At 71.0% G+C, this 26,198-nt stretch carries 29 protein-coding genes; 7 read left to right on the top strand and 22 right to left on the bottom strand.

The genetic code is table 11. The features are described from left to right. Positions 1-2 precede the first annotated feature (2 nt). The 22 genes from EV671_RS15365 to EV671_RS15260 form a co-directional block, all read right to left on the bottom strand. Positions 3-1,451, bottom strand: a complete 1,449-nt coding sequence (locus EV671_RS15365; RefSeq protein WP_415840504.1) for a sigma-54-dependent transcriptional regulator — start codon at positions 1,449-1,451, stop codon at positions 3-5. Beyond that, positions 1,448-3,181, bottom strand: a complete 1,734-nt coding sequence (locus tag EV671_RS15360; protein WP_132573259.1) for an enoyl-CoA hydratase-related protein — start codon at positions 3,179-3,181, stop codon at positions 1,448-1,450. The genes EV671_RS15365 and EV671_RS15360 overlap by 4 nt, the downstream gene beginning before the upstream one ends. Positions 3,182-3,185: 4 nt before the next feature. Beyond that, complete coding sequence (gene hypE, locus EV671_RS15355; RefSeq protein WP_132573257.1) at positions 3,186-4,241, bottom strand: hydrogenase expression/formation protein HypE; 1,056 nt, start codon at positions 4,239-4,241, stop codon at positions 3,186-3,188. Further along, positions 4,238-5,386: a hydrogenase formation protein HypD gene (gene hypD, locus EV671_RS15350; protein WP_132573255.1), complete on the bottom strand. Its 1,149-nt coding sequence runs from the start codon at positions 5,384-5,386 to the stop codon at positions 4,238-4,240. The genes hypE and hypD overlap by 4 nt, the downstream gene beginning before the upstream one ends. 1 nt (position 5,387) lies before the next feature. Continuing rightward, positions 5,388-5,615: a HypC/HybG/HupF family hydrogenase formation chaperone gene (locus tag EV671_RS15345; RefSeq protein WP_132573253.1), complete on the bottom strand. Its 228-nt coding sequence runs from the start codon at positions 5,613-5,615 to the stop codon at positions 5,388-5,390. After that, a complete protein-coding gene (locus tag EV671_RS15340; RefSeq protein ID WP_132573251.1) occupies positions 5,606-6,715 on the bottom strand; it encodes a Kae1-like domain-containing protein in 1,110 nt (369 codons plus the stop codon). The genes EV671_RS15345 and EV671_RS15340 overlap by 10 nt, the downstream gene beginning before the upstream one ends. Continuing rightward, positions 6,715-7,644 (bottom strand): hydrogenase nickel incorporation protein HypB, encoded by a 930-nt coding sequence (gene hypB / locus EV671_RS15335; RefSeq protein WP_132573249.1) that lies wholly within the window; start codon positions 7,642-7,644, stop codon positions 6,715-6,717. Before hypB ends, EV671_RS15340 begins: the two co-directional genes overlap by 1 nt. 20 nt (positions 7,645-7,664) lie before the next feature. Next, a complete protein-coding gene (locus tag EV671_RS15330) occupies positions 7,665-8,009 on the bottom strand; it encodes a hydrogenase maturation nickel metallochaperone HypA/HybF (protein ID WP_132573247.1) in 345 nt (114 codons plus the stop codon). Then, positions 8,002-9,117: a hydrogenase formation protein gene (locus tag EV671_RS15325; protein ID WP_132573245.1), complete on the bottom strand. Its 1,116-nt coding sequence runs from the start codon at positions 9,115-9,117 to the stop codon at positions 8,002-8,004. The genes EV671_RS15330 and EV671_RS15325 overlap by 8 nt, the downstream gene beginning before the upstream one ends. Next, the gene (gene hybE / locus EV671_RS15320; RefSeq protein ID WP_132573243.1) at positions 9,114-9,593 is read right to left on the bottom strand and encodes a [NiFe]-hydrogenase assembly chaperone HybE; all 480 of its coding nucleotides are present in this window, start codon (positions 9,591-9,593) and stop codon (positions 9,114-9,116) included. The genes EV671_RS15325 and hybE overlap by 4 nt, the downstream gene beginning before the upstream one ends. Beyond that, positions 9,590-9,802, bottom strand: a complete 213-nt coding sequence (locus EV671_RS15315; protein ID WP_132573241.1) for a rubredoxin — start codon at positions 9,800-9,802, stop codon at positions 9,590-9,592. The genes hybE and EV671_RS15315 overlap by 4 nt, the downstream gene beginning before the upstream one ends. A 169-nt stretch (positions 9,803-9,971) precedes the next feature. Beyond that, entirely contained in the window at positions 9,972-10,838 is an 867-nt protein-coding gene (locus tag EV671_RS15310; RefSeq protein ID WP_132573238.1) for a hydrogenase expression/formation protein, read from the bottom strand. A gap of 18 nt (positions 10,839-10,856) precedes the next feature. Next, complete coding sequence (locus EV671_RS15305) at positions 10,857-11,345, bottom strand: thioredoxin domain-containing protein (protein ID WP_132573236.1); 489 nt, start codon at positions 11,343-11,345, stop codon at positions 10,857-10,859. Beyond that, a complete protein-coding gene (locus EV671_RS15300; RefSeq protein WP_132573234.1) occupies positions 11,342-11,671 on the bottom strand; it encodes a HypC/HybG/HupF family hydrogenase formation chaperone in 330 nt (109 codons plus the stop codon). Before EV671_RS15300 ends, EV671_RS15305 begins: the two co-directional genes overlap by 4 nt. Positions 11,672-11,673: 2 nt before the next feature. Beyond that, positions 11,674-12,351 carry a HyaD/HybD family hydrogenase maturation endopeptidase gene (locus EV671_RS15295; protein ID WP_207911174.1) on the bottom strand — a complete coding sequence of 226 codons (678 nt, stop codon included), beginning with the start codon at positions 12,349-12,351 and terminating at the stop codon, positions 11,674-11,676. 11 nt (positions 12,352-12,362) lie between these two features. After that, positions 12,363-12,698 carry a HigA family addiction module antitoxin gene (locus EV671_RS15290; RefSeq protein WP_165917585.1) on the bottom strand — a complete coding sequence of 112 codons (336 nt, stop codon included), beginning with the start codon at positions 12,696-12,698 and terminating at the stop codon, positions 12,363-12,365. Positions 12,699-12,705: 7 nt separating this feature from the next. After that, the gene (gene cybH / locus EV671_RS15285; RefSeq protein WP_132573232.1) at positions 12,706-13,440 is read right to left on the bottom strand and encodes a Ni/Fe-hydrogenase, b-type cytochrome subunit; all 735 of its coding nucleotides are present in this window, start codon (positions 13,438-13,440) and stop codon (positions 12,706-12,708) included. Between the two features lie 25 nt (positions 13,441-13,465). Continuing rightward, entirely contained in the window at positions 13,466-14,074 is a 609-nt protein-coding gene (locus EV671_RS15280) for a HupE/UreJ family protein (protein WP_132573230.1), read from the bottom strand. Positions 14,075-14,098: 24 nt separating this feature from the next. Further along, on the bottom strand, positions 14,099-15,955 hold the full coding sequence (locus tag EV671_RS15275) for a nickel-dependent hydrogenase large subunit (protein WP_132573228.1): 1,857 nt from the start codon (positions 15,953-15,955) through the stop codon (positions 14,099-14,101). A 14-nt stretch (positions 15,956-15,969) separates the two neighbouring features. After that, a complete protein-coding gene (locus EV671_RS15270) occupies positions 15,970-17,040 on the bottom strand; it encodes a hydrogenase small subunit (RefSeq protein ID WP_132573226.1) in 1,071 nt (356 codons plus the stop codon). Positions 17,041-17,265: 225 nt separating this feature from the next. Further along, positions 17,266-18,858, bottom strand: a complete 1,593-nt coding sequence (locus EV671_RS15265; protein ID WP_132573224.1) for a methyl-accepting chemotaxis protein — start codon at positions 18,856-18,858, stop codon at positions 17,266-17,268. A gap of 164 nt (positions 18,859-19,022) precedes the next feature. Continuing rightward, entirely contained in the window at positions 19,023-19,994 is a 972-nt protein-coding gene (locus tag EV671_RS15260) for a LysR family transcriptional regulator (RefSeq protein ID WP_132573222.1), read from the bottom strand. A 111-nt stretch (positions 19,995-20,105) separates the two neighbouring features. On the opposite strand from EV671_RS15260, the gene EV671_RS15255 reads away from it, so the two are divergent. The 7 genes from EV671_RS15255 to EV671_RS15225 are packed head-to-tail and all read left to right on the top strand — an operon-like array spanning position 20,106 to position 26,167. Next, the gene (locus EV671_RS15255) at positions 20,106-21,563 is read left to right on the top strand and encodes a form I ribulose bisphosphate carboxylase large subunit (protein ID WP_415840505.1); all 1,458 of its coding nucleotides are present in this window, start codon (positions 20,106-20,108) and stop codon (positions 21,561-21,563) included. Between the two features lie 16 nt (positions 21,564-21,579). Then, entirely contained in the window at positions 21,580-21,999 is a 420-nt protein-coding gene (locus EV671_RS15250) for a ribulose bisphosphate carboxylase small subunit (protein ID WP_132573218.1), read from the top strand. Between the two features lie 10 nt (positions 22,000-22,009). Further along, positions 22,010-22,918, top strand: coding sequence for a CbbX protein (gene cbbX, locus EV671_RS15245; RefSeq protein WP_132573216.1), 909 nt, complete (start codon positions 22,010-22,012; stop codon positions 22,916-22,918). Further along, the gene (locus EV671_RS15240) at positions 22,908-23,714 is read left to right on the top strand and encodes an HAD-IA family hydrolase (protein ID WP_132573214.1); all 807 of its coding nucleotides are present in this window, start codon (positions 22,908-22,910) and stop codon (positions 23,712-23,714) included. The genes cbbX and EV671_RS15240 overlap by 11 nt, the downstream gene beginning before the upstream one ends. After that, complete coding sequence (gene rpe / locus EV671_RS15235; RefSeq protein ID WP_132573212.1) at positions 23,711-24,406, top strand: ribulose-phosphate 3-epimerase; 696 nt, start codon at positions 23,711-23,713, stop codon at positions 24,404-24,406. The genes EV671_RS15240 and rpe overlap by 4 nt, the downstream gene beginning before the upstream one ends. Further along, entirely contained in the window at positions 24,403-25,077 is a 675-nt protein-coding gene (locus EV671_RS15230) for an HAD family hydrolase (protein WP_132573210.1), read from the top strand. Before rpe ends, EV671_RS15230 begins: the two co-directional genes overlap by 4 nt. Positions 25,078-25,093: 16 nt before the next feature. Continuing rightward, entirely contained in the window at positions 25,094-26,167 is a 1,074-nt protein-coding gene (locus EV671_RS15225) for a class 1 fructose-bisphosphatase (RefSeq protein ID WP_132573208.1), read from the top strand. Positions 26,168-26,198: the final 31 nt, after the last annotated feature.

Raw genomic sequence — 26,198 nt, 5'->3', positions numbered from 1 at the left:
GGTCAGTCCTCCAGGCCGAAGCGCTTCATCTTGCCGCGCAGGCCCACGCGCGACAGGCCCAGCTCCAGCGCGGCCCGGGTCTTGTTCCAGCGGTGGCGCAGCAGGGTCTCGCGCAGCAGCATGGCCTCCACGGCGTCGAGGCGCTCGACCAGGGTGCCACTCAGCGGCAGCGCCGCCGACTGGGCCTGCACGCAGCGCCCGGCCTGGCCCTGCAGCACGCGCGACGAAAAGGCCGCGGCGCCGATGCCGTCGCCATCGCTCAGCGCGACGGCGCGCGAGATCTCGTTGCGCAGCTCGCGGATATTGCCGGGCCAGGGATAGGCCAGCAGCGCGGCCAGCGCGTCGTCGCCTAGGCGCGCCTCGCTGCGGCCCAGCGCGGGCGCCACGTCGGCCAGCAGGCGGCGCGCGATGGGGGCGATGTCGCCGCTGCGTTCGCGCAGCGGCGGCATGGTCAGCGTGACGCAGGCGATGCGGTAGTAGAGGTCCTCGCGGAACAGGCCCTCGCGCACGCGCTGCTCCAGGTCGCGGTGGGTGGCGGCGATCACGCGCACGTCCACCGGCACCACGCGGGTCGCGCCCACGGGCCTCACCTCCCCTTCCTGCAGCACGCGCAGCAGGCGCAGCTGGAAGGCCGGCGAGGTCTCGCCGATCTCGTCCAGGAAGATGGTGCCGCCGTCGGCGCGCTGGAACAGGCCGACGTGGTCGTCGAAGGCGCCCGTGAAGGCGCCGCGCTTGTGGCCGAACAGTTCGGACTCCAGCAGGGTGTCGGTCAGCGCCGCGCAGTTCTCGACGACGAAGGCGCCGGCCGCGCGCGGGCTGGCGTAGTGCATGGCGCGCGCCAGCAGCTCCTTGCCGGTGCCGGACTCGCCCTGCACCAGCACGCTCAGGTCCACGCGCGCCATGCGCTCGGCCAGCGCGCAGATGGCGTCCATCGGGCTGCCGGGCAGGCGCTCGATGCGGTCGAAGTCGAAGGTGGCGCGGGCGCGCTCCAGCTTGCGCTCGGCGCGCTGGCGCAGCACCGGCGTGCTGGTGCGCAGCTCCAGGTCCAGCCGGTGCATGTCGCGCTGCAACGTGCGCGCCTCGGCGGCATTGCGCACCGTGTCGAGCAGGTGGGCGGGGATCCAGGGCTTGAGGATGTACTGGTAGATGCCGGCGTCGTTGATGCCGGCGATGATGTCCTCGGAGTCGGTGTAGCCCGAGATGACGATGCGCACCGTGTCGGGCCAGCGCTCGCGCACCTCCTTCAGGAAGGCCACGCCGGTCAGCCCCGGCATGCGCTGGTCGCACAGGATCACGCTGACGTCCTGGCGCTCCAGGTGCACGCGGGCCTCGTCGGCGCCGCTGGCGGTCAGCACCGTGAAGTCCTCGTCCAGCGTGCGGCGCATCGCGTCTTGCGAGCGCACCTCGTCGTCGACGACGAGCACGCAGGGCAGGTCCGGCGTCGCGATCACGGCAGTTCTCGATGCACCGCAAGATGCCGCGGCGTCCAGGCCTGCGGCAGCTTGTGGACGAAGTGGTAGCGCGCCACGTGATAGCTGGGGTCGAAGCCGTAGAAGTTGCGGTGCATGCGGGAGAGTTCGTCCTGGCGGTAGGCGGCGAGCGGGCGGCGGGCTTCGTCGGCGGCGCGGGCGGCCTGCTTGGCGGCGACGCGCTGCGCCAGATTGTGCGACAGCGCCAGGGCCTGCGCGCCGCTGACGGCAGCGGCCTCGAAGGCGGCCGCACCGGCATCGACGCAAGCGTCGATCAGGCCCATGCGGGCAGCCTCCGCGGCGCCGAGCGGCAGCCGCCGTTGCATCAGCGCGCGCGCGCCGTCCGCCCCCAGCCGGCGCGGCAGCAGATAGGTCCAGTACTCCGAGCCGTAGAGATTGCCCATGTTCTTGTAGTGCGGGTTCAACACCACGCCGCGGTGGGCCCAGACCTCGTCGGCGGCCAGCGCGAGGAAGGCGCCGCCGGCGCCGGCATTGCCGCGCAGCGCGGCCACCGTGAGGCGGTCCGTCGTCGTGATCAGTTCCAGCGCCACGTCGTCCATCGCGTTGATATTGCGCCAGGACTCGTCGGCGGCGCTGTCGCCCGGGCGGTGCGCGGCGGCCTCGATGCTGTTCAGGTGGATGCCGTTGCTGAAGAAGTCGCGCCCGCCGAGCAGCAGCAGCACGCGCGTGTCGCGGCGCTTGACCTCCTGCAGCGCGGCCAGCAGGCGCTGGCACTGCGCAGTGGACATCGCGCCGTTGTGGAAGTCGAAGGACAGGCAGCCCACGCGCGCATCCGCCGGGCCGAACTCGCTATAGCGCAGCTCGCCCCATTCGTCGTCCGGCCGCTCCAGCGGCGCAGGCAGTTCCGGCAGCGCCCCGGCCTGGGCGGCGAAAGCCAGCGCGGCCGGCAGCTTGAAGGCCGGGCCGTCGCCGCAGGCCGCCGCGGCGCGTGCCTGGCCGATCCAGACGGCGCCGTTCACGGTGCGGCGCAGCAGCGCGTCGTCGCGCCGGGCCAGCAGCTCGCCCGGCGCACCCGGCGGCAGTGTGGCCAGCAGCGCCGCGCTGGCCGCGTGGCCGTCGCCGATGTGGCAGGGCTGGCCGAACAGCTCGTCGGCGACACCGGGCTGGCCATCGGCGCTGCGCAGCTTGGCGAGCACGCGGGCCGTCGGGTCACTCTGCCAATCGACGCGGCGCGCGGACTGCGGCATCGCCGGCCGCCATGTGCTGCCGACTGGCACTTCGCCCGCGCCGCCCGCCGCGAAGCGCACCACCGCGCGCAGCACGGCCTGCACGGCCGCCTCGGCCACCTCGCCGCGGTAGAGGCTGCCCTTGGCTGCAGCGCGCATCGCCACGCGGGCATGCTCCCAGACCGGGCCGGCGTCGAACTCGTCGTTGGCCTGCAGCACCGTGACGCCCCAGTCCGCGCTCCCTTCCAGCACGGCCCAGTCCAGCGCCGAAGGCCCGCGGTCGCCCGGCGGGCCGGGGTGGACGACGAGGCAAGTCACGCGCTCCCACACCGAGGCCGGGATGCGCCGCTTCAAAAAAGGCGCGACGACGAGCTGCGGGCGGAACAGCTCGACCGCCTCCTCGGTGACGCGATCCGCGATATCGAACTCGACCGACAGCTCATGGCCCAGCGCGCCGAGCTCGACGAACAGCCTCTGCGTGAGGCTGTTGAAGCTGTGGCACAGCAGCAGGATGCGCAGGGCCATGGTCTTAGCAGATGCGCGGCAGCTGCTCGCCGCTGAGCCAGTCCACCACGCGGCGACCACCGAAGCGCGTGGCCATCTGCACGAAGTGGTGCGGGTCCTCGGTGACGCTGCCGATACGCACCGCCGCCGCGCCACGCGGATGGCCGCGCATCGCGGCCAGCACGGCCTCGGCGGCCTCGGGCGCGCAGACGGCGACGAGCTTGCCCTCGTTGGCGACATAGAGCGGGTCCAGCCCCAGCAGCTCGCAGGCCGCATCCACCTGCGGCAGCACGGGGATGGCGGCCTCGTCCAGCAGCATGCCCACGCCGGACTGGCGCGCGATCTCGTTCAGCGTCGTGGCCAGGCCGCCGCGCGTCGGGTCGCGCAGCACGCGCACGCCGCCCGGCGCCGCGTCCAGCATGGCCGCCACCAGCCCGTGCAGGGCCGCCGTGTCGGAGGCGATGGTGGTCTCGAACTCCAGCGACTCGCGCTGCGACAGCACCGCCACGCCGTGCTCGCCGATAGTGCCGGACAGCAGCACGACGTCGCCCGGCCTGGCATTGGCGCCGCCGACGTCCACGCCCGGCGGCACCACGCCCAGGCCGGTCGTGCTGATGAACACGCCATCGCCCTTGCCCTTCTCGACCACCTTGGTGTCGCCGGTGACGACCGGCACGCCGGCCTCGCGCGCCGCCGCGGCCATGGACTCGACGATGCGCTTCAGCTCGGCCAGCGGGAAGCCCTCCTCCAGGATGAAGCTCGCCGTCAGGTAGAGCGGCCGGGCCCCGCACATCGCCACATCGTTGACGGTGCCGTGCACGCTCAGGCAACCCACATCGCCGCCCGGGAAGAACAGCGGCGACACGACATGGGCGTCGGTCGCCATCACGAGGCGGTGGCCGGCCGGGATGTCCAGCGCCGCGCCGTCGTTGCCCTGGCGCAGGTAGGGGTTGTCGAAGGCCTTGACGAACAGCTCCTCGATCAGCTGTGCCGCCGCGCGACCGCCGGCGCCATGGCCCATGTCGACGCGGCCGTTCCTGACATCTAAGGGCCGCGTGTAGTCCTTGCGAATGCTCGTCATGCGGTCACCTCCACGCGAACCGGAATGTCACGGAAACGGCCGTAGGAGTAATGCGCCGCGCAGGCACCCTCGGACGACACCATGCAGGAGCCCACCGGGTTCTCGGGCGTGCAGACGGTGCCGAATATCTTGCAGTCGGTCGGCTTCTTCACGCCGCGCAGGATGGCGCCGCATTCGCAGGCCTTGTTGTCGGCCACCGAGCGGTAGCCCAGCTCGAAGCGCCGCTCGGCGTCGAAGGCGGCAAAGCCGGGGCGGATCTTCAGCGCGCTGTAGGGCACCTCGCCCAGGCCGCGCCACTCGAAGCTGGTGCGCAGCTCGAAGACCTCGGACACCAGGGCCTGGGCGGTGAGGTTGCCCTCGGGCGTGACGGCGCGGGTGAACTCGTTCTCGACCTCCGCCCGCCCCTCGTTGACCTGGCGCACCAGCATCAGCACCGCCTGCATCACGTCCAGCGGCTCGAAGCCGGCGATGACGACCGGCTTGCGGTACTCCTCGGCGAAATGCTCGTAAGGCGCCGAGCCGATGACGATGCTCACATGCGCCGGGCCGACGAAGCCGTCCAGCGGCACCGTGCCGTACTGGCGCACCTCGGGGCTTTCGAGGATGTGTGTGATGGCCGAGGGCGTCAGCACATGGCAGCACAGCACGCTGAAGTTGGCCAGGCCCTCGCGCTCGGCGGTGCGGATCGCGAGCGCGGTGGGCGGCGTCGTCGTCTCGAAGCCGATGGCGAAGAACACCACCTCGCGCTGCGGGTTCTGGCGCGCGATCTGCAGCGCGTCGGCCGCCGAATAGACCATGCGGATGTCGCCGCCGCGCGCCTTGGCCTTCACCAGCGAGAGGCCGTCCGACGCCGGCACGCGCATGGTGTCGCCATAGGTGCAGACGATGGCGCCCTGCTCCAGCGCGAGCCGGATGGCGAGGTCGATGCGGCCTATGGGCAGCACGCAGACCGGGCAACCGGGGCCATGCACCATGCGCACATTGGCGGGCAGCAGCTCGGCCACGCCGTAGCGCGAGATCGCGTGCGTGTGGCCGCCGCAGAACTCCATGAAGCTGTACCGCCGCCCGGGCAGCGCCTCGGCCTGCAGCCGCTTGGCGATCTTGCGGGCGATGTCGCCGTCGCGGAACTCATCGATGTATTTCATGTCACAGGCCCTCCTGGGCCGTCAGCTCGCCGAACATCCGCAGCGTGCGTTCGGCCTCCTCCGGGTCGATCTGGCCGATGGCATGGCCGACGTGGACGATGACGTAGTCGCCGACGACGGCCTGTGGCACGAGGGCGATGGATATTTCCTTGCGGATGCCGCCAAGCTCGACGAGGGCCTGGGCGCCCGGGCGGATCTCGATCAGGCGGGTGGGAATGGCTAGGCACATGGAACGGTCTCGGTTGCCAGTTGGCGCGCGGCGACCCAGGCCTGGCCCAGAGCCAAGCCGGCATCGCCGCAGTTGGTGGAGCGGGGCACCAGCACGCGCAGGCCGTGGGCGGCCAGGCGCTCGACGACATGGCTGGTCAGCACCTGGTTGAAGAAGCAGCCGCCGCCCAGGCAGACGGCGCGGGCCGCTGTCTCGCGGGCGGCGGCGGCGGCCCAGTCGGCCAGCGCGCGGGCCAGCGAAACATGGAACCAGGCCGCCGCCTCGGCCACGCCGGGGCCGGCCGCGTCAAACAGCCGGGGCAGCAGCGGGCGCAGGTCCAGGTGCTGCAGGGCCTGGGCATCGACGAGGCCGTCACGGGGCCGCACGTCGGCACTGACGAGGTACTGCACCGCCTGCTTCTCCAGCGCGATGGCCGCCTCGGCCTCGTGGGCCTGGCGCACACTCAATGCCAGCGCGCCTGCCGCCGCGTCGAACCAGCGCCCGGTGCTGCTGGTGACGGGGCAGTTCAGGCCCGCCGCCAGCATGCGCTGCACACCGCGCGCGGCGGTGGTGCCGACGACGGGACCGAAGCGCGCCTCGATCTCGCTGCCGCGCCCCAGGGCCTGTAGTGCGGCGGCGGCCATGCGCCAGGGCTCGCGCGCGGCGACATCACCACCGGGCAGCTGCAGCGGCCACAGCCCGCCCATGCGGCGCCACTCGCCGGGCGCCACCCACAGCAGCTCGCCGCCCCAGGCCGTGCCGTCCGTGCCCAGGCCCACGCCGTCCAGAGCGAGGCCGACGACGGGCTCCTCGATGCCATGGTCGGCCATGACGACGCCGATATGGGCATGGTGATGCTGCACGGCCACGGCCGGCAGGCCCCAGGCCTCGGCCAGCTGCTGCGCGAGCCGGGTGCTGAAGAAGTCGGGGTGCAGGTCGTGGGCCAGCGCCGCGACGCGCCGCGGCGACTGCGCGGCCAGCTGGTGCACCGAGGCGTCCAGCGCGCGGCAGGCCTCGGGGTCGCCCAGGTCGCCGTGCACGGGCGACCACTGCGCCCGGCCGTCGGCCAGCAGGCAGGCCGCGTTCTTCAGCCAGGCACCGAAGGCGAGCACGGGTGGCATCAGTCCTCCAGCGCAGCGCGGGCCTGGGCCAGTTCGGCTTCCAGCGCCGCCACGCGGGCGCGCAGCGCGGCCTGACCCTGGTCGGGCGCGGCGCGCTCCAGCAGCCAGGCGAGCCATTCGTCCATGCCCTCGCCGCTGGTGGCCGACAGCTGGATGACCTGTAGTGCCGGGTTGACCTGGCGGGCCGCGGCGATGCAGCGCTGCACGTCGAAGCGCAGATGCGGCAGCAGGTCGACCTTGTTCAGCAGCATCAGCTCGGCGGCGGCGAACATGTCGGGGTATTTCAGCGGCTTGTCCTCGCCCTCGGTCACCGACAGCACGACCACCTTGGCCGCCTCGCCCAGGTCCCACAGCGCGGGGCAGACGAGGTTGCCGACGTTCTCGATGAAAAGCAGGCTGCCCGGGGCCTCGCCAGGGCCGTGGTGATGATGATGGTGGTGGTCGTGGCTGTGCAGCTGGCCGAAGGCCTCGGCCACCATGGGCGCATCCAGGTGGCAGCCCTTGCCGGTGTTGACCTGGACGGCCGGCGCGCCGGTGGCGCGGATGCGATCGGCGTCGAAGCTGGTCTGCTGGTCGCCCTCGATGACGGCCACGTCGACACCGGGCGCGCGCCGGCTCAGCGCCTCGATGGTGGCGCACAGCAGCGTGGTCTTGCCCGAGCCGGGGCTGGACAGCAGATTCAACGCCGTCACGCCGTGGGCCTCGAAATGGCGGCGGTTCTGCTGCGCGATGCGACGGTTCTCGCCGAGGATGTCGGCCTCCAGCTTGACGGTGCGAGCCTGGCTCAGGCCCGGCACCGACACGCGCGCCGCACCGGCGCCGAAATGCAGGTCGCCATGTTCTGGGTCCACATGGACATGGTCGTGATCATGCCCATCGGCCTTCTTCGTTCCGTCGCCGGCTTCGGCGCATCCGCACACCACGCACATCGTCGTCTCCTCGATCGTCTTCAGTCTTCAACCATCAGGTCCACCACGCGCAGCTCGGTGCCGCCCGTGGGCTGCAGCTGGTGGCCTGAACAAAGGGGGCAGGGGTCGCCGCGCCGCGCCAGCGGCACGGTGGCGGCGCAGGGCAGGCACCAGGCCCGGCCCTCGGGTTCGTCGATGGCAATGTCGCAAGCTTGCAGCACGGTACCGGGCGCGATGGCCTCGAGCGCAAAGCGCAGCGCCCTCACCTCGACGCCGGCCAGCGCACCGGCCTCGACGCGCAGCGCCGTCACGCGCCGGAAACCCTCGCGCCGCGCGGCGTCCTCCACCAGCTTCAGGATGCCGCCGGCCAGGCTGGCTTCATGCATGGGCGCGCTCCTCTTCAAGCAACTGCGTCTCCACCTCGAAGCGCACGCAGGGATCGTAAGCGGCCATCAATGCGGCGATGCGGCCCGACGCCGCGGGGCGCAGGCCCTCGAGGGCGTGCGCCACGGCGCCCTCGGCATGAAAATTCCATTCGGTCGGGGCCAGCACGCGGTAGGCGGCCACGCGGCCCGAGGCGGCGTCCAGCACCGCGTGGTGCACGAGCAGGCCACGGGCCATCTCCACCCAGGCCAGGCCCTCGCCGTCGGCCACGCGCAGCGCACCGAAGGCCAGCCAGCCGCCGCCGGCGCGGCCCGGTGCGTCGGGCAGGGCCAGGCGCACCAGCTCGGCCACGCGCGCGCCCAGGCGCTGCCAGGGCGTGGCGGGCATGGAGCTGCCGGCTTCGTGCAGGCGCGTCCAGCAGCCGGTCTCGGCGCAGTCGTCCAGCCAGCGCGGCTGGCGGGTGTAGCCGGGGTCTGTGCGCAGGCTGGCGGCGAGCTGGCGCAGCGGCGCCGCGCCGGCATGCACATGCAGCGGCTCGGCCGCCGCCAGCGGCCAATCGGCCAACGGGCGAGCCTCGCGCAGCAGACGCGGCAGCCAGCCGCTGGTGCTGGCGCTCCATTCGCTCCACCAGCCGGGCTCATGCTCCCATCGTTCCAGCCAGCTCGTGGCCGACATGCCGAGCAGATGGCGCTCCAGCCATTGCCTGGTGTCTGCCAGGCCGGCATCGGGCCGGCGCAGCAGCGGGCAACTGCGCAGGGACAGCAGCGCCTCGTCGCTCGCTTCACTCCTGCCACAGGCCAGCGCGGCGGGCCAGTCCAGGCCGATGCGGCGCAGATGCTCGGCCAGGGTCTCACGTTGCAGGCTGCGCGCGGCAGCAGCGTCGCCGCCCACATCGCCCGCACCCGCGGCGCGCAGCGCCATCTGCGCGCACATCCGCTGCGCATGGCCGCACAGGCTGTAGACGCTGGCCAGCAGGCCCGGCAGCTCGGCGGGCAAGCGGCCGCGAGCCAGCCTGCCGGCCCAGTCCGGGCGCTCGTTAGTCAGGCCGTGAGGGCAGGCCTGGCCCGGCCGCAGCCGCAGCACGCCAGCCAGCGCGTCCACGCCGTTCATGGCCTGGCCTCCGCGGCGTTACGGCCGAACAGAAAGCCGCGCCGCGCGTTCGACACCACCTTTGCGGGCCGCAGCTCGGCCAGCACCGCGACAGCCGTGGCGCTGGCCTGGGCCTGGTCGTTGTAGTCGAACATCGGCGAAGCCAGCGAGCAGGCCTCGTAGGCACCGAAGCCGGGCTCGTGCGCCGCGATGAACTCGAAGCACGTCGGGCCGCCGAGGCTGCGCACCCGCGTCTGCCCGACCCGGCCCTCGCCGGCCGCAGGCTGCATGGGCAGCCAGACGAGGTTCATGAACCAGGGCGTCAGCAGCACGCCGGCCACGGCGGGCGCCTCGCCCGCGTCGACGGCCACCGGTTCGAAGCCCACGGCCTCGACGCACAATGCGCGGTTCAACACCGGCACGCCCGCCATGCGCGTGCGCTCGACGTGGCGGAACAGCGCCTCCAGCGCTTCGACGCGGGCTCTCAATTCGCTCATGACGCCAGCACCATGAACTGCTCCGCGTCGCCATCGCATTGCGGGCAGCGCCAGTGCGATGGCAGGTCGTTGAAGGCCGTGCCTGGCGCCACCTGCCAGACCTCGTCGCCCAGGGCCGGGTCGTAGACCCACCAGCAGATCTTGCACTCCAGGCGCGCGTCGGCCGGCAGCCGTGCCGCGTCGCCGAGGTAGGAACCTTCGAAAGTCATGACAACCCCTCGCCCGCCGCAAACGGCGGTCGGTCTTGCAGACCGCGCTGTGGCGTGCGCCACAGCCCTTCGGCAGTCACATCGCGCCCACTGGGCGCAATGTGTCCGGCCTCAGCCCCCGAGGGGATGCGTGCCGGCTTGGGAGCGGCCCGGCGCTCGGCACGCACATTCACGACTGCTCCACCCACGCCAGCACCTCGCGCAGCCGCTCCTGCGAGTCCTGCAGGTCCTCGATAGCAGCCTGGGCCACCTCGGGCAGCTCGCTGATCTCGACGGTGTTCAGGATCACGACGTCCTGGGAGTTGTAGTAGACGACGCGCCAGGTGTGGGGCCGCAGCGTGTTGGTGATGCGGCAGTTGCCATAGCCGCGCGACAGGATGAGGACGCGGCCGGTGCCGAGGTGGTGGTCGAGAAAGCCGATGTCCTCCACCGACATCGGCAGCAGCGTCAGGTTGACAACATGGACCGGCTGGCCCGGGCGCCAGATGCGCCACTGGTCCTCGATCTCGGCCAGCAGGGCCGGCGCGTTCTGCACGTTCGGCGGCAGGCCGCCCTGCCAGCGCGGCACCTCGGGCTCGACATCCTCGCGGGCGACGACCCGCAGCACTTCGGGCACATGGCCCAGCTCGATCTGGTCGGACACGACGCGGCCGCCCTCGGTCGCGATGACGCGCCAGACGCCGGCGAACACGGCCTCCTGCACCTGCACGGCGCGCTGCGCTTCGCCCGCGGCCTGCACGACGGCGCTGACCTCGCCCTCGCCCAGCACCTGGTTGACGAGGGCCAGGTCCAGCTCGTCCAGGGCGCCCAGGTCAACGCGGCGGTTGGCGCCGTCCAGGCACACCTGCTCCAACTGGGCCAGCGTGTCGCGCAGGGCCGCATGAGCGCGCTCGCGGCCGGCCATCTGCTCGGGCTCGGGCAGCAGCGGCGCGCGGAAGGTCTCCATGCCCTGGGGCATGGGCATGTAGTCCAGCGTCTCGTCCTCCTGCTGGCTGCCGGGGCCGATGGCGCGCACGGGGATGGGGAAGTCTTTCATCGTCGTGTCCGGGTGGGGTTAGTGGCAGCCGCTGTCGCCAGAGGCGGCGCTGACGAGGGGGATGCCGATGCCCGGCGGGCGCGAGACGGGTGCGGCCAGGGCCTCCTCGGCCTTGCGCAGGAAGTCGTCCCAGTCGTGCATGCCGGCCAGCGTGGTGACGTACTGGCCGTCGCGCAGGAAGAGCAGCGTGGGCCAGCGCTGCGAGCCGAAGCGGCGCGCCAGCGCGTCCTCCAGGTGGCGCTGCACGACGCCGATCTCGAAGCGCCGGCCCAGGCTGCGCTGCAGCTCGGGCAGCACGACGGCGACGTCCTGGCCCTCGGGGAAACGCACCGCGTCGCCGGCGAACAGCACGACGCGGTCGCCGCCCTGGGCGGCCCAGGCGTCGATGCTGTCCGCATCCACCCAGGTCGCGCCGCAGGTCTCGGCCAGGCGTGTGACCAGGGGCGAGGTGTCGGGCCGGGCCGGTGGCGCCTGCACAGGCAGGCTCAGCAGGGATTCGGTGTTCATGTCGGGGTCTCCATCGTGGGGTTGTTTGCACCGGTGAGGGCCAGCAGCTCGGTGGCACTGGTCTGCGAGGGCAGCATGAAGCCGGCATCCGCACCGCCGCCCTGCCCTGCCTGCACGGCGGCCAGCAGGTCCAGCGTGGCATCCACCTCGCGCGCCCGCTCGGCCGGGATGCGCTCCTGGGCGCTGTCGAGAAAGACCAGCAGCCAGTCGCCCGGCCGCGGCTCGCCGATCAGCGCGGTGCGCACGCGGCGCCGCTCGCCGCGGCCGGCGCAGATCGCATGGCCGGGCTCCAGGGCCAGCACCTGCATGGGGATGCCGATGCACATGGTCAAAGGCCCTCGCGCGCCGGCATGAAACGCTCGTCGCCGCTGCGGCAGGCCAGGTCTTCGGAGGGCCGCTGAGACTCGTAGCGACCCAGGGCCAGCTCGGCAAAGGTCACCGTCTCGACCTCGCTGAGCGGGCGGCTGCGCGGCCGGGGCTGGGCGCCCCAGCGCCGCAGCGCGGCCAGCCCCAGGGCCAGCGCGTCTTCCAGCGCCTGCTTGACCACCGGCCGCAGGCTGCCGCCGTAGTCCTCGATTTCCTCGGGCTGGCAGCCGATCAGCAGCACCTCCTTCGGATACTGCTCGGTCAGCAGGGCCAGCATCAGCACCTCCTGGAAGCCGGTCTGGTGCAGGCTCATCTTCTTGGCGCCCATAAAGCGTGGCACGTCCTCGTTCTCGATGAGCTTGAGCTCGCCGGGCGCGAGGCCGTAGTCGATGGCGTCGAAGATCAGCAGGCGGTCGGCCTGCTGCACATGCTGCACGAGGTAGAGGCCCTGGGTGCCGCCGTCGATGAGCTGCACTTGGGGCGCGAACTCCCAGCGCTGCTGCAGCGCCTCGATGCAGCGCACGCCGAAGCCCTCGTCGGCCCACAGCACATTGCCGATGCCGAGCACGCAGAGGGTTTCGGCGCTGTCACGGCAGGGGTGACAGGCGTTTTCGGACGGATTGGGGCGTATCGGGTGCATGGCGAAACGAATCAATGTTGGGAGGAGTGGCGCGACTGCGCGCGCAGATGCTTCCAGGCGTGGAAGCTGTCCCACGCCGCCTGCATGGCCAGCAGGAAGGCGGCGTTGCTGCCTAGCACGAGGGCGCAGCGCAGCGCGGTGTCGGGCGACACCGCGCGCTGGCCGTGCACCAGCTCGTGCAGGCGGCGGCGCGACATGCCCAGGCGCCGGGCAGCGTCGCTCTGGCTCAGGGCCAGCGGCGTCAGGTAGTGGCGCTGCAGGAAGGGTCCTGGGTGACAAGGCAGGCGCACCGGAACACCTGCGGGCGGATGCCGCAGGTATTGGCCGGTGCGCTGCGCGAGGCCCATGCCGCCCTCAGTCTTTAAAGGTGCGGTGGCCGGAGATCATCGTGCTGACCACGCTGGAGCGGCCCATGATGTCCTCGCGGATGGCGGCGTAGACGTGCAGGATGACGAAGCACACCAGTGCCCACATACCGAGGTGGTGCCAGGTGTGCACGTCCTGCGACTGGCCGAACAGCGGAATGACCCAGCCGAACAGCCGCTCCTGCCACGACCCCGCCTGCGCACCCTCGCCGTAGAGGGCGAAGCCGGTGACGATCATGAACAGCGTCAGCAGGAAGAAGCCGAAGAACATCGCGAAGCGCGCCAGCGGGTTGTGGCCCACATAGCGGCCCGGCCGCGGCGCGATGAAGGCATACCACTTCAGCATGCCGCCCAACTCCTTCCAGTAGGCGCGCTGGAACAGCGGCACCCAGAACAGCTCGCGCGCATGGTGGTTGCCCACCACGGCCCAGTAGAGCCGGCCGGCGAGGCCGACCGCCAGCAGATAGCCGGCCGCGAAGTGGGCGAAGCGGATATAGCCCATCAGGTAGTTGGCGCTGGCCTCGCCCGGCTGGGTGGGCAGGGGCGAGCCGATGAAGTAGCCGGTGACGGCCAGCACAGTGATGGCGGCGGCGTTGATCCAGTGCCAGATGCGCACCGGCGCCTCGTAGACGTAGACGGACTTGATCGAGCGCGCCGCGGCGACCTCGCGCGCGTCGTTGATGTCCTCGCGGCTCAGGCCGTGGTGGGTGGTGGTGTTGGACATGGTGAGCCCTCCTGCGGCGGCCGGCTCAGAGCCGCCCCGCCAGCATCGCCAGGCCGCTGGCACCGACCAGGCCGGCCGTCGCGCGCCAGGCCCAGACGCGCCCGGCCTGCAGCCAGCCGCCTGCCACCAGGCCCGCACCATGCAGCAGGGCCGAGGCCGTCATGAAGCCCGCCGCATAGGCGGCGAAGGACTGGCCCACCGCCAGCTCGGCGCCGTGCGCCATGCCGTGCAGCAGGGCCGCCAGGCCGACCAGGCCCAGGCCCACAGGCACCGGCAGTCGCAGCGCGGGCTGGCGCGCCGCGATCATCAGCACGCCGAGCGCGACGACGCTGACCGCCACGCCAGCCTCCAGCCCCGGCAGCAGCAGGCCGAACTGCGGCAGCACCGCACCCAGCAGCAGCATCGCGAGGAAGACGGCCGGGCCGGCCAGGCGGCGGCCTGCCGGCAGCTCGGCGGCCGACCACAGGCCCACCGCGGCCATGGCCAGCAGGTGGTCCAGGCCGGCGAAGGGGTGGAGGAAGCCGTCGACCAGGCTGTGGCCGTCATGGCCCGGGTGGGCCTGGGCCGCGCCCGTAGCGAGCAGGGCCAGGGCCGCGAAGGCCGCGCGGCGCGAAAGGGTCTTGAGGTCTTGCATGTTCGTTTCCTGTTCTCGTGCGGTTCAGCGAACTTTGACGCTGGTGAGTTCCTGGCCGTCGGGGCTCATCACATGGGTGGAGCAGGCCAGGCAGGGGTCGAAGGAGTGCAACGTGCGCAGGATCTCCACCGGCTGCTCGGGGTTGACCATGGGCGTGTTCATCAGGCTGGCCTCGAAGGCGCCGATCTGGCCCTTGGTGTCGCGCGGGCTGCCGTTCCAGGTGGTGGGCACCACGCACTGGTAGTTCTCGATGCGGCCGTCCTTGATGCGGATCCAGTGGCCCAGCGCACCGCGCGGCGCGGCCACCGTGCCCACGCCCTTGGCCTCCTTGGGCCAGGTGGCCGGGTCCCACTTCTCGACGTTGGCGGTGGCGAGGTCGCCGCCCTTGATGTTGGCGACCAGCTCCTTGTAGTCCTCCAGCATCATCTCGGCGCAGTACTGCGACTCCAGCGAACGCGCCAGCGTGCGGCCGATGGTGGTGGGCAGCAACTGCTTGGCCGTGTACTCGGTGGTCGGCAGGCCCAAGGCCTTGGGGAAGTCGGTGTTGACGATGCGGGCCGAGCTTTCGACCTGCTCCTTCACGCGCTGCGAGTATTTGTGGCCCTTGAGGGCGTGGGCGTAGCCGAGGATGTAGCGCGACAGCGGCCCCACCTCCACCGCATGGCCGCGCCAGCGCGGCGACTTGATCCAGGAGTACTTGGCACTCTCGTCCAGCTCCTCGATGGCCGTGCGCGTGCCCTTGGTCTTGGCGCCGAGCTCGTAGTTCGGCTCGGTGACGCCGTCCCAGGGGTGCAGGCCCTTGCTCTCGTCCGCGTACTTGTACCAACTGTGGGCCACGAACTCCTGCACTTGCTCGGGGTCGCGCGGGTCCACGGGCTGGATCTCGTCCCAGTTGCCGCCGAGGATGGCGCCGCCCGGCAGCTGCTGGGTGTCGTGATGGCCCATCACCTTCTCGTAGGTGCCGTAGTCCATCACATTGGTGGCCGACAGGCCGCCGCCGTGCAGCCAGCCGGCCTGCTTGTAGATCGTGCCGATGGCCAGCACGTCGGGCAGGTAGACGTTGTTGTTGAATTCGATCATTTCCCGGATGCGGGCCTCGATGAAGTTCAACCTCTCCATGTTGATGGGCGCGCCGGCGGCACCGTTGCCGTCGATATTGATTGCGCAGGGCACGCCGCCCACCAGGTAGTTGGGGTGGGGGTTCTTGCCGCCGAAGATGGTGTGCACCTTGACCCATTCCTTCTGCAGGTCCAGCGCCTCCAGGTAGTGGGTCACGGCCATCAGGTTGGCCTCGGGCGGCAGCACATAGGCCTTGCTGCCCCAGTAGCCGTTCATGAAGGGGCCGAGCTGGCCGCTCTCGACGAACTTCTTCAGCCGGTTCTGGATGTCGCGGAAATAGCCCGGCGAGGACAGCGGGTGGGCCGGCGACACCAGTTGCTGCAGCTCGCTGGTCTTCTTCGGGTCGGCCTTCAGCGCCGAGACCACGTCCACCCAGTCCAGCGCATGCAGGTGATAGAAGTGCACGACATGGTCATGCACCTGCAGCGTCTTGGCCATGATCTCGCGGATCAAATAGGCGTTCTTCGGGATGACGATGCCCAGGGCATCCTCCACCGCGCGCACCGAGGTCAGCGCGTGGCAGCCCGTGCAGACGCCGCAGATGCGCTCCACGAAGGCCCAGGCGTCGCGCGGGTCGCGGCCCTTCAGGATGACCTCCAGCCCGCGCCACATCGTGCCCGTGGAGACGGCGTTGCGGATGACGTTGTTGCTGTCGACGTTGACCTCGCAGCGCATATGGCCTTCGATGCGGGTCACCGGGTCGACGACGATGCGCCGGCCCGAGTTGTCCATCTTGAAGCCTTGAGTTTCGTAAGCACCCATGTCTTGTCTCGCTCTCAGTTGCTCAGTTCGCGCTTCTGCGAGGCGCGCTTGATGACCGAAGCGGCGGCATGCGCCACCGCGGCGGCGCCCACCACGCCCGCGGCCGTGCCGCCGACCTTGTCGGCATTGGCCTCGATGCCGAACTGGTGGATGTCGGTGAGGCGGTTGTAGAACGAGCCCTTGTCCCAGAAGCCGTCCTCGGAGCAGCCGATGCAGCCGTGGCCGGCCTTGATCGGGAAGCTGGTGCCGCCGTTCCACTGCACGGTGGAGCAGGCGTTGTAGGTTGTGGGGCCCTTGCAGCCCATCTTGTAGAGGCAGTAGCCCTTGCGCGCGCTCTCGTCGTCGAAGGCCTCGACGAACTGGCCGGCGTCGAAATGCGGCCGGCGGTAGCACTTGTCGTGGATGCGCTGGCTGTAGAACATCTTCGGGCGGCCCTGGCGGTCCAGCTCGGGGATGCGGTCGAAGGTCAGCATGTAGGTAATGACGCCCGTCATCACCTCGGCAATCGGGGGGCAGCCCGGCACCTTGATGATGGGCTTGTCGAAGATGACCTTGTGCACCGGCGTGGCCTGCGTCGGGTTGGGCTTGGCCGCCTGCACGCAGCCCCAGCTCGCGCACGAGCCCCAGCTGATGATGGCCTTGGCGTCCTTGGCCACATGCTTGAGCTGCTCGATGAAGGGCTTGCCACCGATGATGCAGCTCATGCCGTCCTGGTTCAGCGGCGGGTTGCCCTCCACGGCCAGGATGTAGTTGCCCTTGTACTTGGTCATGATCTCTTCGAGGATGGCCTCGGCCTGGTGGCCGGCGGCGGCCATCAGCGTGTCGTCGTAGTCCAGCGAGATCATCGAAAGCACCACGTCCTTGGCCAGCGGGTGGGCCGAGCGGATGAAGCTCTCGGAGCAGCAGGTGCACTCCAGGCCATGCAGCCACAGCACCGGCGTGCGCGGCTTGGTCTCCATCGCGTGGGCGATCTGCGGCACGAAGGCCGGGCCGAGGCCCAGCGATGTGGCGGTGAGGGAGCAGTACTTCAGCAGGCTGCGGCGCGAGATGCCTTGCCGGCGCATGACCTCGTAGAAGGTTTCCATCTGGGCTTGTCTCCTTGGCCTTTGCTGGCCTTGTTTGGGGCCGCTCCTCGGCGGATGACTCCTGTCTTACAAGTCGCGCGCCAGTTCTGCAGCGCCTCGGGAAAACACCGAACCGGCGCCGCAAGTCCTTGATCTGGCTCAACTAAAAAAGGCGGTCCGGCGAGCCGCTGCGGCGGCGCTGCAAACGGCGCTTCCAGCCACGGCGCCGCAGCGGAAGCCGGGCTTTCAGCCGATATGCCAGACGGCAATGGCCGCCTGCAGCCGCGCCGTCTCCTGACGCGCCGCGCTGCTGGCATCGACGCTGTCGCGGGCCAGCGCGGCGTTGAGCCGGGTCGAGCCGTCCAGCGCGCGCAGCCGGTCGTTGATCTGCTGCACGCCCTCGGACTGCGACTGCGCCGCCCGGCGGATCTGCGCCACCTGCCCGCCCAGCGCACGGATGCGCTGGGCGGCGCCGTCGACCTTGTCGGCCATCGTGCGCGCCAGCCGCAGGCCGGCCTCGGTCTTGCCGTGCGACTCGGCGCTGAGGGCGCGGATCTGCTGGGCCGCCGCACCGCTGTGCCGGGCCAGCGCGCGCACCTCGGCGGCGACGACGGCGAAGGTGCGGCCCAGCTCGCGGTCGCGGCTGGCCGCGGCGGCGGCGTTCAGCGCCAGGATGCCGGTCTGCACCGAGATCGCGTCGATGCGGCCGCTGATCTCGCCGATGCGCGCGCCGAAGGCCGAGATGTCTTGCATGGCCGCCTGCAAGGTCAGCGCGATGGCGCAGGCCTCGTCGGCCTGGGTCGTGGCCAGCTGCGAGGCCTCGTCGGCCTGGCGGGCCGATTCCGCCGTGCCCGTGCTCAGGCCGTCGATGGCGGCGGTGTGGCGGGCCACATCGCCCACGTCGGCGGACTGCTCGGCAGAGCGCGCCGCCAGGCGTTCGGCGCCCTCGGCCAGGCCGGCCACCTGCTCGCCCACAAGTACCGAGTGGTCGTGAGCGTCGCTCAGCACGGCCGCCATCTTGGCCACCAACTGGTTCAGCGCGCGGTTCAGGTCGCGCAGCTCGCCGGCACGGGCGTTGTCGTCGAAGGGGCGGTGGATGTCGCCGCCGGCGATCGCGCTGGCCGCTTCGAGCGAGGCGCGCAGCGGCCGCAGGATGCGGCCCTGGAAGTAGAGCCCGATGGCGGCGGAGGCCACGATGCCCAGCAGCCCGCCGGCCACGGCCCAGACCTGCCAACCGCCCAGGCCCGCCAGCAGCCCGGCCACGGACTGCGGCGCCAGCGCGGCGCCCACGCCGGCCGCGAACAGCAGCGCCAGCAGGCCGGCCGAGCCCTGCACGCGGCGCTGCACGGGAAGGTCCAGCGGGTTGCGCAGCGCGGCCAGCCAGGCGGCCCAGCCGGTCTGCACGATGCGGCCCTGGCGGATCGCGTGGGCCGCGCCGCCGCCGGCCTGCCAGGCCCGGTAGACGGTCTGGGCACGCCTGAGTTCCTCGTCCGACGGCGGCAGCTGGATGGAGGTGTAGCCCAACGCCGCGTCGCCGCGCCGCGCGGGGATGACATTGGCCCGCACCCAGTAGTCGTGGCCGCCGCTGTGGCGGTTGCGGATCAGGCCCGTCCAGGGCTGGCCGCGGCGCAGCGAGGCCCACAGGTCGGCGAACACGCGGGCTGGCATCTCGGGATGGCGCACGACGCTGTGCGGCGCGCCCAGCGCCTGCTCCACCGCCAGGCCGGAGGCGCGCTGGAAGGCCGAGTTGGCGTAGGTGATGCGGCCCTGCGCATCGGTGACGGTGACGATGGGCGCGCGGCCCGCGCCGGCAGCGGCGGCATGCAAGGGTTGAGGCAAGGGGTGTCTCCGGAGGGGTTGTTGTGGCTGGCGCCACGCAAGCTCTGCGCCCGCTCCCCGATGAAGTCACCGCCACGCCAGCCCGGCGCGCCCGCGGAGCCGGCCGCACCGGTCAGTGCCGTGCCGTCGGCGCAGCGCGACCGGCAGGGCAGCTTCCAGCGCTCTCAGCCCTTGGTCTTGCGCGCCTGTGCCTTCCCGGAACGCGCGGCCGGGGCGCCGGGGCGCAACTGCTCAAGGATGAGACGCTGGCCCTCGTCGGCCAGGAACTGCTTGAAGGCCTGCGCCACCTGAGGCAGGCGGCGCGAGGCCAGGTGCATGGCATACCACTCCCGCTCCAGCGGGTTGCCGGCCATCGGCAGCAGGGCCAGCAGGCCGGCCTGCAGCTCCAGGCCGCAGGTGTGCAGCGACAGGAAGGCCGCGCCGAAGCCGGCCGCGCACATCTGCTTGATGGCCTCGTTGCTGGACATCTCGGAGCCGATGCGCAGCGGCAGGCCGGCGTCCTTGTGCAGGCGCTCCAGCGTCGTGCGCGTGCCCGAGCCGCGCTCGCGCACCAGCAGCTTGGCGCCGGCGAGATCGGCCAACGTCAGGTCGCGCCGCGCCATCAAGGGGTGGCGCGGCGAAGCCAGGAAGGCCATCGGGTGCTTGGCGAAGGCGGCGGCGGTGGTCTTCAGCTCAGCAGGCGGACGGCCCATGATGGCGATGTCCACCTCCTGGCCGCCCAGCATGGCGACGATCTCGTCGCGATTGCCCACGCGCAGCTGAACCTTGGCGTCCGGGTGCTGGGCCGCGAAGGCCACCAGCAGCGGCGGGAGCAGGTATTCGGCCGTCGTCACGGCGCCCACGCGCAGCGTGCCCGAGAACTGGCCGCGCTGGGCCGCCATCTCGTCGCCGGCCTCGCGCCAGAGGTCGAGGATGCGCGCCGCGTAGTCGGCCATCACCTCGCCGGCCGCGCTCAGCCGCACGCCGCGGCCCTCGCGCTCCAGCAAGGGCGCGCCGGCGCTCTCCTCCAGCAGCTTGAGCTGGATGGAAACGGCCGGCTGGGTCAGGTGCAGCTCGCCCGCGGCGCGCGAGACGCTGCCCAGCCGGGCCACCGCATTGAAGGCCGCGAGCTGGCGGAAGGTGGCGTTCTTAAGCATCAGTTAAAGCAAATCATTCGACTAAAAGAATTAACTATTACGAATGTATTCGCATCCCTACATTCGCGTCCATCGCCACCGAAACGAGCAAGGAGAGCCGCCATGGGCAATATGTCCGAAGCCACCCAGATCACCGACGCGAAGAAGCGCTATTCCGCCGGTGTCCTGAAGTACGCCCAGATGGGCTACTGGGACGCCGACTACCAGCCCAAGGACACCGACATCCTGGCGCTGTTCCGCATCACGCCACAGGACGGCGTCGACCCCATCGAGGCCGCCGCCGCCGTGGCCGGCGAATCGAGCACGGCGACCTGGACCGTGGTCTGGACCGACCGCCTGACGGCCTGCGACATGTACCGCGCCAAGGCCTACCGCGTGGACCCGGTGCCCAACAACCCGGGCCAGTACTTCTGCTACGTCGCCTACGACTTGAGCCTGTTCGAGGAAGGCTCGATCGCCAACGTCACCGCCTCCATCATCGGCAACGTCTTCAGCTTCAAGCCGCTGCGCGCGGCGCGGCTGGAGGACATGCGCTTCCCCGTCGCCTATGTGAAGACCTTCCCCGGCCCGCCCACCGGCATCGTCGTGGAGCGCGAACGCCTGGACAAGTTCGGCCGCCCGCTGCTGGGCGCGACGACCAAGCCCAAGCTGGGCCTCTCGGGCCGCAACTACGGCCGCGTCGTCTACGAGGGCCTGAAGGGCGGCCTGGACTTCATGAAGGACGACGAGAACATCAACTCCCAGCCCTTCATGCACTGGCGCGACCGCTTCCTGTTCGTGATGGACGCTGTCAACAAGGCCAGCGCCGCCACGGGCGAGGTCAAGGGCAGCTATCTCAACATCACGGCCGGCACGATGGAGGAGATGTACCGCCGCGCCGAGTTCGCCAAGTCGCTGGGCTCGGTGATCGTGATGGTGGACCTCGTCGTCGGCTGGACGGCCATCCAGAGCATGAGCCACTGGTGCCGGCAGAACGACATGCTGCTTCACATGCACCGCGCCGGCCACGGCACCTACACGCGGCAGAAGAACCACGGCGTGAGCTTCCGCGTCATCGCCAAATGGCTGCGCCTGGCCGGCGTAGACCATCTGCACACCGGCACCGCCGTCGGCAAGCTCGAAGGCGACCCGCTGACCGTGCAGGGCTACTACAACGTCTGCCGCGATACGTACACGAAGGTCGACCTGCCGCGCGGCATCTATTTCGACCAGGACTGGGGCGCGCTGAAGAAGGTCATGCCGGTGGCCTCCGGCGGCATCCACGCCGGCCAGATGCACCAGCTGCTGGACCTGTTCGGCGACGACGTGGTGCTGCAGTTCGGCGGCGGCACCATCGGCCACCCGCAGGGCATCCAGGCCGGTGCGACGGCCAACCGCGTGGCACTCGAAGCCATGGTGCTGGCCCGCAACGAGGGCCGCGACATCGCCAACGAAGGCCCGCAGATCCTGCGCGACGCGGCCAGGTGGTGCACGCCGCTGGCGGCCGCCCTCGATACCTGGGGCGACATCAGCTTCAACTACACGTCGACCGACACCTCGGACTACGTGCCCACGGCCTCCGTGGCCTGAAACCAGCGAGCCCACCATGCGAATCACCCAAGGCACCTTCTCCTTCCTGCCCGACCTCAGCGACGCGCAGATTGCCAAACAGATCGACTACGCGCTGGCCCGCGGCTGGGCCATCGGCATCGAGTACACCGACGACCCGCACCCCCGCAACACCTATTGGGAGATGTGGGGCAACCCGATGTTCGACATCGCCGACGCGGCCGGCGTGATGCTGGAGCTGCAGGCCTGCCGCCAGGCCTTCCCCAGCCACTACATCCGGCTGGCGGCCTTCGACTCCAGCCACGGCACCGAGTCGGTCGTGCTGTCCTTCATCGTCAACCGGCCCGCGGCCGAGCCGGGCTTCCGGCTGATCCGCACCGAAGAACCCGGTCGCACTTTGCGCTACAGCATCGAGAGCTACGCAGTCACGCGCGCCGCCGAAGGCCAGCGCTACTGAGGTCGCGGACATGAGCACCCTGCCCACGCCCCTTGTCGACCAGACGCCCGCCGCCCTGCTCGAAGCCTCGGGCGTGCGCGAGGTGCTGGACCAGCTCGACCGCGAGCTGATCGGCCTCGCGCCGGTCAAGGGCCGCATCCGCGACATCGCGGCCCTGCTGCTGATCGACAAGCTGCGCGCGGCCCAGGGCCTGCAGTCCACGCCGCCGTCCCTGCATATGTGCTTCACCGGCAACCCAGGCACCGGCAAGACCACCGTTGCGCTGCGCATGGCCGCCGTGCTCAAGCAGCTGGGCTATGTGCGCAAGGGCCATCTGGTGGCCGTCACGCGCGACGACCTGGTGGGCCAGTTCATCGGCCACACGGCGCCCAAGACGCGCGAGATCGTCAAGAAGGCCATGGGCGGCGTGCTCTTCATCGACGAGGCCTACTACCTCTACAAGCCCGAGAACGAGCGCGACTACGGCCAGGAGTCCATCGAGATCCTGCTGCAGGTGATGGAGAACCACCGCGACGACCTCGTCGTCATCCTGGCCGGCTACCGGGACCGCATGGACACCTTCTTCTCCAGCAACCCCGGCATGGCCTCGCGCATCGCCCACCACATCGACTTCCCCGACTACAGCGAGGCCGAGCTGATGCAGATCGCCGAGTTGATGCTGAAGCAGCTGAACTACCGCTTCGACGGCGATGCCGAGCCCGCCTTCGCGCGCTATGTGGCACTGCGCCGCCAGCAGCCCCACTTCGCCAACGCGCGCTCCATCCGCAATGCGCTGGACCGCATCCGGCTGCGCCATGCGACGCGCCTCTTCAACGCCAGCAGCGCGCTGAGCCGCGAGCAGCTCTGCACGCTGCAGGCCGAGGACGTGCTCGCCAGCCGCGTGTTCGGCCCCGCCGCAGGAGAACGCGATGGCCATTGAAGCGCTGATCTTCGACGTCGACGGCACGCTGGCCGACACCGAGGAGGCCCACCGCGTGGCCTTCAACCTGGCCTTCGAGCGCCATCGCCTGGGCTGGCGCTGGAGCCGCGCCGACTACCGCCAGCTGCTGGAAGTCACCGGCGGCAAGGAGCGCATCGCCAGCTATATCGACACGCTGGACGCCACGCCCGCCGAGCGCGCCCGCCTGCGCGCCCTGGTGCCGGCCGTGCACGCCGAGAAGACGCGCTTCTATACCGCGGCCGTGCACGATGGCGGCCTGCCGCTGCGCGAGGGCGTGTCGCGCCTGATCGGCGAGGCGCTGGACGCCGGCTGCCGCCTCGCCATCGCCAGCACGACGACGGCCGCCAACATCCACGCGCTGCTTCACGCCACACTGGGGCCGCGCGGGCTGGACCTGTTCGCCGTCATCGCCTGCGGCGACCAGGTGCGCGCCAAGAAGCCGGCGCCCGACATCTACCGCCTGGCGCTGACCACGCTGGGCCTGCAGCCCGAGCAGGCCGTGGCGCTGGAGGACTCCGTCAACGGCCTGCGCGCCGCCACCGGTGCTGGCCTGTGGACCCTGGTGACGCCGACCTACTGGACCCAGGGCGGCGACTTCTCCACCGCTGGCCTGGTGCTGCCCGACCTGGGCAACCCCGACGCACCGCTGCCCGGCGAGCCCGGCTGCCAGCTCGGCGGCGCCGCCTGGCTGCGCTTCGACGAACTCTGCGCGCTGGCCAGCCCGCCGCCCGCCCTCACCCCCTTGCAGGCCCTGTACCGCGGCCTTCAGTCATGAGCACACACCCCTTGCGCATTGCGCCCAGCCTGCTGTCCGCCGACTTCGCCCGCCTGGGCGAGGAGGTGAGCGCCGTCATCGCGGCCGGCGCCGACCTCATCCACTTCGACGTGATGGACAACCACTACGTGCCCAACCTGACGGTCGGGCCGATGGTGTGCCAGGCCATCCAGCCCTATTGCAAGACGGCCGACGGCCGGCCCGTGCCCATCGACGTGCACCTGATGGTGCAGCCGGTGGACGCGCTGATCCCGATGTTCGCCGAGGCCGGCGCCGGGCTCGTCACGTTCCACCCCGAGGCCAGCCTGCATGTGGACCGCACGCTGCAACTGATCCAGTCCCTCGGCATGAAGGCCGGCCTGGCGCTGAACCCGGCCACGCCGCTGCATGTCATCGACCACGTGATGGAGCGGCTGGACCTGGTGCTGCTGATGTCGGTCAACCCCGGCTTCGGCGGCCAGGCCTTCATCGAGAGCACGCTGCCCAAGATCGAGTTGCTGCGCCGGCGCATAGCCGCCAGCGGGCGCGACATCTGGCTGGAGGTGGACGGCGGCGTCAACGCGCGCAATATCCGCCGCGTCGTCTCGGCCGGCGCCGACACCCTGGTCGCCGGCTCCGCCGTGTTCAGCGGCGGCGACTACCGCCGCTCAATCGCCGCGCTGCGCGACGAGGCGGCAGGAGCGCGGCCATGAGCGCCCCCATCCGCGCCGTTGCCTTCGACCTCGACGGCACCCTGGTCGACAGCGCGGCCGGCGTGGCGCAGGCGCTGAACACCGCGCTGGCCGCGGCCGGCCTGGCAGGCTTCGAGCGGCCCACCGTGCGCGGCTGGATCGGCGACGGGCCGGATGCGCTGATCCGGCGCGCGCTGCGGGCCTTGCAGCGGGACGATGCCGGCCTCGCCGCCCGGCTGCGCCGCGACTTCGACGCCGCCACGCTGCAGGACCCGGCGGCCCAGGGCGAGCCCTATGCCGGCGTGGCCGCGCTGCTGCACGCGCTGTCCCAGTCCTGCCCGCTGGTGGTCGTCACCAACAAGCCCACGCCGCTGGCACGCGCCGTGCTGAAGGCCGCAGGCCTGCTGGGCCATTTCGCGGCCGTCCACGGCGCCGACACCCCGGCGCAGCGCAAGCCTGCGCCGCTGCTGATCGAGCAGGCGGCAAGGCGGCTGGACCTGCCCGCCGCCGCACTGCTGATGGTGGGCGATGGCCCGGCCGACCTGCTCGCCGCGCGCGCCGCCGGCTGCCGCGCCGCCTGGGTCAGCTGGGGCTATGGCGCAGCGCCCGCCGGGCTCGCCACCGACACCTGGCGGCTGGACGCCCCGCGCGAGCTGATCGCGCGGCTCCAGCAGCCCGCACCGATTCATTGAAGACCAGGAGACCATCATGCCCACCGGAGGCCGTTCCACCCTCACCCAGTTCCTCATCGAGGAACGCCGCCGCCACCCCGACGCGACCGGCGACCTCAACGCGCTGATCACCGACGTGTCGCTGGCCTGCAAGGCCATCGCGCGCAAGGTGGCCCACGGCGCACTGGCCGGCGTGCTGGGCAGCGCCGGCACCGGCAATGTGCAGGGCGAAGACCAGAAGACCCTCGACGTGCTGGCCAACGACATGTTCCTGCACGCCGCCGAATGGGGCGGTCACTGCGCTGGCATGTTGTCCGAGGAAATGGAAGCGCCCTATGCGCTGCCACCCCAGCACCCGCGCGGCAAATACCTGCTGCTGTTCGATCCGCTGGACGGTTCCTCCAACATCGACGTGAACGTGTCGGTGGGCAGCATCTTCTCGGTGCTGCGCGCGGCCACGCCGGGCGCCGACCCTGCGCCGCAGGACTTCCTGCAGCCCGGCACGCAACAGGTCTGCGCCGGCTATGCCATCTACGGACCGTCGACGATGCTGGTGCTGACACTGGGTCGCGGCACCCATGCCTTCACGCTGGACCCGCAGCTCGGCGAATGGGTGCTCAGCCACCCCGACCTCAAACTGCCGGAGAAGACCACCGAGTTCGCCATCAACGCGTCCAACAGCCGCTTCTGGGAGCCGGCCGTGAAGCGCTATGTGGACGAGTGCCTGGCCGGCAAGGCCGGCCCGCGCGGGCATGACTTCAACATGCGCTGGATCGCCTCGCTGGTGGCCGAGACCCACCGCATCCTGATGCGCGGCGGCGTCTTCCTCTATCCGCGCGACAGCAAGGACCCGGCGCGCGCCGGCCGGCTGCGCCTGCTCTACGAGGCCAGCCCGATCTCCTTCCTCGTCGAGCAGGCAGGCGGCCGCGCCAGCACCGGCCGCAGCCGGCTGATGGAGGTGCAGCCCGACGGCCTGCACCAGCGCATCGGCTTCGTGTTCGGCTCGGCCCAGGAGGTCGCGCGCATCGAGAAATACCACGCCGAGGAGCCCGGCCAGGCCTATGACTCGCCCCTCTTCGGCAAGCGCGGCCTGTTCGCCGCCAGCGCCTGAACGATTTCGAAAAACCGAGCCAGGAGCATCC

It is taken from the genome of Roseateles saccharophilus (assembly GCF_004342485.1).
Lineage (GTDB): Bacteria > Pseudomonadota > Gammaproteobacteria > Burkholderiales > Burkholderiaceae_C > Pelomonas > Pelomonas saccharophila.
Note: the sequence above shows the minus strand (reverse complement) of the source record. Positions and strands in the feature narration are given on the sequence as shown.

Coding starts and splice junctions, on each gene's coding strand:
- EV671_RS15230 (WP_132573210.1), top strand. CDS start 24,403: ATGAGCGCCCCCATCCGCGCCGTTGCCTTCGACCTCGACGGCACCCTG.
- EV671_RS15240 (WP_132573214.1), top strand. CDS start 22,908: ATGGCCATTGAAGCGCTGATCTTCGACGTCGACGGCACGCTGGCCGAC.
- EV671_RS15250 (WP_132573218.1), top strand. CDS start 21,580: ATGCGAATCACCCAAGGCACCTTCTCCTTCCTGCCCGACCTCAGCGAC.
- EV671_RS15340 (WP_132573251.1), bottom strand. CDS start 6,715: ATGCCACCCGTGCTCGCCTTCGGTGCCTGGCTGAAGAACGCGGCCTGC.
- hypB (WP_132573249.1), bottom strand. CDS start 7,644: ATGTGCGTGGTGTGCGGATGCGCCGAAGCCGGCGACGGAACGAAGAAG.
- EV671_RS15255 (WP_415840505.1), top strand. CDS start 20,106: ATGTCCGAAGCCACCCAGATCACCGACGCGAAGAAGCGCTATTCCGCC.
- rpe (WP_132573212.1), top strand. CDS start 23,711: ATGAGCACACACCCCTTGCGCATTGCGCCCAGCCTGCTGTCCGCCGAC.
- EV671_RS15360 (WP_132573259.1), bottom strand. CDS start 3,181: ATGGCCCTGCGCATCCTGCTGCTGTGCCACAGCTTCAACAGCCTCACG.
- EV671_RS15290 (WP_165917585.1), bottom strand. CDS start 12,698: ATGGGCCTCGCGCAGCGCACCGGCCAATACCTGCGGCATCCGCCCGCA.
- EV671_RS15330 (WP_132573247.1), bottom strand. CDS start 8,009: ATGCATGAAGCCAGCCTGGCCGGCGGCATCCTGAAGCTGGTGGAGGAC.
- EV671_RS15300 (WP_132573234.1), bottom strand. CDS start 11,671: ATGTGCATCGGCATCCCCATGCAGGTGCTGGCCCTGGAGCCCGGCCAT.
- EV671_RS15225 (WP_132573208.1), top strand. CDS start 25,094: ATGCCCACCGGAGGCCGTTCCACCCTCACCCAGTTCCTCATCGAGGAA.
- EV671_RS15305 (WP_132573236.1), bottom strand. CDS start 11,345: ATGAACACCGAATCCCTGCTGAGCCTGCCTGTGCAGGCGCCACCGGCC.
- EV671_RS15260 (WP_132573222.1), bottom strand. CDS start 19,994: ATGCTTAAGAACGCCACCTTCCGCCAGCTCGCGGCCTTCAATGCGGTG.
- EV671_RS15280 (WP_132573230.1), bottom strand. CDS start 14,074: ATGCAAGACCTCAAGACCCTTTCGCGCCGCGCGGCCTTCGCGGCCCTG.
- EV671_RS15315 (WP_132573241.1), bottom strand. CDS start 9,802: ATGACTTTCGAAGGTTCCTACCTCGGCGACGCGGCACGGCTGCCGGCC.
- cbbX (WP_132573216.1), top strand. CDS start 22,010: ATGAGCACCCTGCCCACGCCCCTTGTCGACCAGACGCCCGCCGCCCTG.
- cybH (WP_132573232.1), bottom strand. CDS start 13,440: ATGTCCAACACCACCACCCACCACGGCCTGAGCCGCGAGGACATCAAC.
- hybE (WP_132573243.1), bottom strand. CDS start 9,593: ATGAGCGAATTGAGAGCCCGCGTCGAAGCGCTGGAGGCGCTGTTCCGC.
- EV671_RS15275 (WP_132573228.1), bottom strand. CDS start 15,955: ATGGGTGCTTACGAAACTCAAGGCTTCAAGATGGACAACTCGGGCCGG.
- EV671_RS15295 (WP_207911174.1), bottom strand. CDS start 12,351: ATGCACCCGATACGCCCCAATCCGTCCGAAAACGCCTGTCACCCCTGC.
- hypD (WP_132573255.1), bottom strand. CDS start 5,386: ATGAAATACATCGATGAGTTCCGCGACGGCGACATCGCCCGCAAGATC.
- EV671_RS15345 (WP_132573253.1), bottom strand. CDS start 5,615: ATGTGCCTAGCCATTCCCACCCGCCTGATCGAGATCCGCCCGGGCGCC.
- EV671_RS15310 (WP_132573238.1), bottom strand. CDS start 10,838: ATGAAAGACTTCCCCATCCCCGTGCGCGCCATCGGCCCCGGCAGCCAG.
- hypE (WP_132573257.1), bottom strand. CDS start 4,241: ATGACGAGCATTCGCAAGGACTACACGCGGCCCTTAGATGTCAGGAAC.
- EV671_RS15325 (WP_132573245.1), bottom strand. CDS start 9,117: ATGAACGGCGTGGACGCGCTGGCTGGCGTGCTGCGGCTGCGGCCGGGC.
- EV671_RS15270 (WP_132573226.1), bottom strand. CDS start 17,040: ATGGAAACCTTCTACGAGGTCATGCGCCGGCAAGGCATCTCGCGCCGC.